The sequence below is a fragment of the Marinomonas gallaica genome, from assembly GCF_001639745.1.
Lineage (GTDB): Bacteria > Pseudomonadota > Gammaproteobacteria > Pseudomonadales > Marinomonadaceae > Marinomonas > Marinomonas gallaica.
The window spans coordinates 1-1,149 of record NZ_LTAX01000048.1 but is presented as its reverse complement, the minus strand read 5'-3'; the positions used below and the strand labels follow the sequence as shown (position 1 = coordinate 1,149).

Below are 1,149 nucleotides of genomic sequence, written 5' to 3'. Positions count from 1 at the left end.
AAGAGACGGGAGAGTGAGGATCTATTGCCATCCGACTGGTGGCCGTCATGAATGGGATAAGCCTAGCGAGCGTGATTCATTATTGTCACGAACAACAACAGATACACGCCAATGCAAGACAATGGCAAGTGCTGCATCATATAGAAGATTGTCGAACCGAGCGCATGGGCACAGGCAAATATCAATGCCATGGCTGTGGTCATCATTGGTTTTGGCATCATAGCTGTCGAGATAGGCATTGTCCCCAGTGCCAAAAGAAGGCAAGCGAACAATGGCTATTGAGGCAAGAAGAACGATGTTTGCCAGTGCCATATTTTCACTTGGTTTTTACGCTGCCTCATGAGCTAAACGCTTGGATAGCCAAACATGATCGAGTCATTTATGACGCCTTGTTTCATGCTGCCTGGCGAGCGCTGAATGAGTTAAGCCTACGAAAACACAAAGGACGGGCTGGTATGACAGCGGTCTTACACACATGGGGCCAAACATTGGTGCGACATGTTCACCTTCATGCCTTGGTTCCCTCTGGAGTGTATGGGGATCAAGGCTGGCATAGCCTGAGGAAAAGCTATTTTCTTCCGGTGAAGCTGTTATCAAATCGTTTTAGAGGAGTCATGGTCAGTCAGCTGAGAGCTGCTTATAGCGAAGGGTTATTGCCAGCGTTATCCAAGACGGAGGTGAGTCAGCTACTGAATGTTTTAATGCAAAAGCATTGGGTGGTCTATTGCAAATCAGCGCTTGAATATCGCTCATCATTAGTCAGTTACTTAGCCCGATACAGTCACCGTATTGCTTTATCTAACAATCGCTTCCAAGTGTGGAACAACGACAAAATCAGCCTTCAATATCGAGATTACCGCTCTAATAAACAGTCGTTTTTAACACTCACGCCACAAGAACTGATAAGGCGTTTCTTACTGCATGTATTACCAAGGGGCTTTATGCGCATCCGGCATTATGGCTGTTTGTCGAATGCCATAAGAGCCAAGGTGAAAAAGCAGGTAGATAAGCAATTAGACATGTACGATCGACAAACCAAGGAAGACAGTGAAAAGACGGCTGAATCAAGTTGCTCATGCCCTGCTTGTGGAGAACGTACTGTTACTTATCTTGGCGATGCTTCTGAGAGTAAAGTGATAGAACGGCTTC

1 protein-coding gene is annotated in these 1,149 nt (G+C 46.0%); it reads left to right on the top strand.

Annotated features, from left to right (window positions below; genetic code table 11):
• Window positions 1-47 precede the first annotated feature (47 nt).
• Window positions 48-1,149: IS91 family transposase (locus AYW76_RS18525; RefSeq protein WP_231872655.1), on the top strand; the 1,102-nt coding region annotated here is incomplete at its 3' end.